Annotated in this window: 3 protein-coding genes; 2 read left to right on the forward strand and 1 reads right to left on the reverse strand. The window is 69.3% G+C overall.

Features of this window, described 5'->3' with window-relative positions; all coding sequences use genetic code 11:
* The first annotated feature begins 888 nt into the window (after positions 1-888).
* Entirely contained in the window at positions 889-1,161 is a 273-nt protein-coding gene (locus tag MFF42_RS18490) for a hypothetical protein (RefSeq protein ID WP_238257059.1), read from the forward strand.
* Here the strand turns inward: MFF42_RS18490 and MFF42_RS18495 are convergent.
* Positions 1,118-2,449, reverse strand: a complete 1,332-nt coding sequence (locus MFF42_RS18495) for a glycosyltransferase family 61 protein (RefSeq protein ID WP_238257060.1) — start codon at positions 2,447-2,449, stop codon at positions 1,118-1,120. The two genes, MFF42_RS18490 and MFF42_RS18495, sit on opposite strands and share 44 nt — an antisense overlap.
* A 362-nt stretch (positions 2,450-2,811) precedes the next feature.
* Here MFF42_RS18495 and MFF42_RS18500 point away from each other — a divergent pair, with 362 nt between their 5' ends.
* A complete protein-coding gene (locus MFF42_RS18500; protein ID WP_238257061.1) occupies positions 2,812-3,819 on the forward strand; it encodes an alginate O-acetyltransferase AlgX-related protein in 1,008 nt (335 codons plus the stop codon).
* Positions 3,820-3,887 lie beyond the last annotated feature (68 nt).

A 3,887-nucleotide genomic window follows, 5' to 3' on the forward strand; every position in this document is an offset into this window, starting at 1 on the left:
GACAGGCCATGCTCTGACTGAGGCGTTCAAGCCGAAACCGTATCAGAGGGAATCCCGGTTGCTCGGCCAAGCGGGACTCCTCAGCTCTTCCGGACAGCCGTGATGGCTACGCGTTCCTCATGGACGAAGGAAGAGGCAGAACAATTCAATGCGAGCGCACAAGTCGCGCGCATTGTTCACCCTGACCTTCGCAAGACACGGCCTCGAGATGATACGTTCCGGTCAATTCACCAATGAGGACGCACGCTACAATTCCCACAGGCACAGAGATTGCTGCCAATGATAATACGAATAGGATCAGAATGACTGATTTAATTGACATGAATCTGCGCATTTGTCACCTTTAAGCTTGTTCGGACTGGAAAATACAGACCAAGATATCAACGGTCTCGCTGAAGAATGCGAGATGCGGACTTCGCCCGTTCCGGCAAGCTACGGAAGATTAGACGCGAAGCTATCGATTTCGCGGCAACGTCTCATCCTTTGTGATGGACGCCCGCCTCGAGACTATCGAAAATCCGGAAGTCCATCGGCCGGGTCGGCCTAAACCGGGGCAACCTGTTGACGCGCCGCAGCGAGAGCACGCGCCGAACCAGCCTCCCGATCGTCGGAGCGTGTCCGAGGACCGCCTTACAATCCCCCGACCCCGCCCGTTTTCTTTTCGGCCGCGCCGGCGCGGAGATTTTGCGAGACAGGCTAAAGCCCTGTTCCGTAAGACAGAATCGCTATTCAGAGCGATTCCCCAACGCTGCGACGCACAACGATGTGTGTCACCACACGTTGCGTCGCAACATGGCGACCCATCTCCTGCGTGTCGGGTCGCGGATCTCCGCACAGGTTTCGGGGCCGCGATCCGGCACAGGCAGACTTTTGTCAGGAACTACGATCATGACAACTCGGCTTTCCCGCCCCGCCGCCCTTGCCGCCCCCTTCGTCGCGCTCGGCCTCACGGTCGGCGGCGCCGTCGCCCAGCCGGCCGCACCGTCGCCGACGGTGAGCCTCGGCTACACCGCGAGCCCGTTCGGCGGGCAGAGCTACGCCGCCCCGCAACGGCCGCACGCGGTGATAGGCGCGCCCGGAGGCATCGAGTGGAACGCTTCCGAGACGACCGGCACCGTCACGGAGCGTCCGGATCAGGCACCGCGCGCCGGGCGCCGCTGAACCGGGCCGGATCGGCCGCGGCGAGGGCGGCCATCAGCTCGGCGGGCTCCACCGAGAAGTCGTGCAGGTGAGCGGGCCAGTCCGGGGGGACCGCCGAGCCCGGCCCCGGGGCGACCCGCGGCCCGAACACCGCACGATAGCCCTCGCCGCGGAGAGCGGCGAGCTCGGCATAGAACGGGTCTTCCCAGCCCTCGGGCACGAGGTGGAGGATCGGGGTTCCGGGCTCGCAGAACACCGTGTTGGCCATGCCCGCCCCGGCGATGCCGACGACGGTCTCGGCGCTGGCGAACCGCACCGCCTGCTGCCGCACGCTGGCGAGCTCCGGGTCGAAAGGTTCGAAGCCGAGGCGGCGCAGCAGGCCGAGCACGGCCTCGCGGTTGGCGAGCCCCCGTCCCCGTCCCGGATGCCGATCGACGAACAGGCGCCGGCCCCGCCCGGCCAAGGCCCTCAATCCGAACAGCCCGCGCCGCAGGCGCGTCCGCGCGCGCACCTGCCCGGTGAGAGAGCGCAGCGCGTGCGGGGACTTGCCCGTACTCGGCAGGCTGCACGGCGTGGCGTGGTGCAGGCGGGCGAAGTGGTAGGTCTTGGACCGGTCGAGGAAGCGGATCGAGACGCCGCGGCCGGAGCCCAGAATAAGCTCGATCGAGCGCTGCCGCGCCGCGTCGATATGCGGAAAGTAGGAGACCAGCGCGACGGTGACCGGCATCCTCGGATGCTGCGCGCTGAGCCCGTCGAGGGCGCGCAGGCGCGGCAGGTCGTCGATCAGCCAGTGGCCGTAATTGAACGAGCCCGCCGAGTTGAGGAGGAAGACGAGCCCCTCCCCCTCGCCCACGGTCTCATCGACTTGGAGAAAATCGGGGCTGGGGCCGGGCACGACGTGCCGCTCCTGCGGCCGGTAGGTCTCGAACAGCACCTGCGGCCGGCCGTCCTCGACGAGGAACAGGGCGTTGCCCGACAGCCGGACGTCGCGCGTCTCGCACAGCAGCGTCGGCGGTCCGGGCGGGAGGGGGGCGGCGAGCGCCGCGCCGAGCTTCTCCCGGAAGGCGGCCGTGCCGCCGAAGAGCTGCGGCGGCGGGGGGCTATGGGCCGGAAAGCCGGGGAACACCGTGCCGAGCACGCGGGTGTTGCGGCTCACCCGCCCCCGCAGCCGGTCGAGCAGGGCGGCGTCGCCGGCGAAGCCCCCGTCACGGTAGAGGTGCTCGGCCTCGCAGGTGAGGACGAGGTTGTCCTCGATCAGCCGCGCATGCGCTGCGTCCGGTCCCGTCTCGTCCCATCCCGACGCGTCCAAGCCTGCTCCTCGCGGATCACCGTCCGCTCAAGGGAATCGCAACACGGCTAGCATATCGCTGTCGGCGAGGCGCGCCGCGCATTTGCCTCGGAGCCGCCGGGGCCTGTAGGGAGCCTCGGCCCGTCTGCCGGAGAGTGAGCTTGTCAGCGATCGCGTCGCGTGGGGTGCCGGACACGGTGTGCCGTTCGGAGAAGCACCGGTCCGGGGCGTCCGCGCGCGCTCCGATCGCCGCGCGCCGCTTCGGGGCGGGAGGTGCCCGCCCGTCCCTCTCAACCGCCGACCGTCCGGTCCCGCCTCGGACCTGACGCGCCGGCGCGCGCGTTCGGCATCGGCGAAGACGATTGAGGAAGGGCGGGGCGTTCGTGTCGGATACGGCCACCGATCACATCACCGATCACATCCATGTCGGCAAGGACGGCTGGCTGTTCGTCGTCGCCGGCAGCAACAACGTCATCGCGCAGTTCAACGCGTCGGGCTTCATGGCCCGCCAGGCCGAACTCTGGCGCGAGCTCATCGCCGCCCGCGCGGCGCGGGCGGGCCGGCTCGGCATCGCCTACCACCACGTCGTCGTCCCGGAGAAGCTCAGCGTCTACGACAACTTCCTGGACGGGATCGCGGTCGATCCCCGCCTCTCACCGGCCCGCCGCCTGATCCGCGGCCTGCCGCGCCGCCGCTGGTTCTCCCGGCTGAAGGGCCGGCTCCGGGACTGGCCGACGACGCGCGTCCTGCGGCGGACCTGCGTCGACCTCGTCGAGCCGATGCGGGCGGCGCGTGAGGGCGAGGACCTGTTCTACCGCACCGACAGCCACTGGACCTTCGCCGGCTGCCATCTCGCCTATGTCGAGATCTGCCGCGCGCTGCGGGCCCCGCCCTGCCCGGACCTGTCCGCCCGCGGCTATCGCGAGACCGAGATTTCCGGCGACCTCGGCGGCCGCTTCGATCCGCCCCGCACCGAGCGGACCCGGATCCACGAACTCCAGCGCGACGCGGTGCGCCGCTACGCGAGCCCGATCGTCGCGGCGCGGGAGGCGGCGGGCCGCGCCGACACGCTCCATGTCGGCTCGCACGTCATCTACGGCAACGCCGCCGCGCGGGACCCGCGCCGCCTCGTCCTCTTCGGCGATTCGTACTCGCATTTCGCGCCGCTGATGCTCACCATCATGCTGGCCGAGACCTTCGCCGAGGTGCATTTCGTCTGGAGCACCTCGGTCGATTGGGCCTACGTGGAACGGGTCCGGCCCGACATCCTGCTGACCGAGATCGCCGAACGCTTCATGTTCCGCGTCCCCGACGACCGCTTCGACCTGGAGGCCTACGCCGCCGACCGGTTCGGGGCGGAGCTGGCCGGCGGAGGCGGCGAGGCGGCCTGAAGCGGACGGCCTCGTCAGAACAGCTCGCCCTGCACGGTTTCGGCCGGTGCCGTCGGGGTCGAGGGCGG

This window comes from Methylorubrum podarium (assembly GCF_022179745.1).
In the GTDB taxonomy this organism is placed as follows: domain Bacteria; phylum Pseudomonadota; class Alphaproteobacteria; order Rhizobiales; family Beijerinckiaceae; genus Methylobacterium; species Methylobacterium podarium.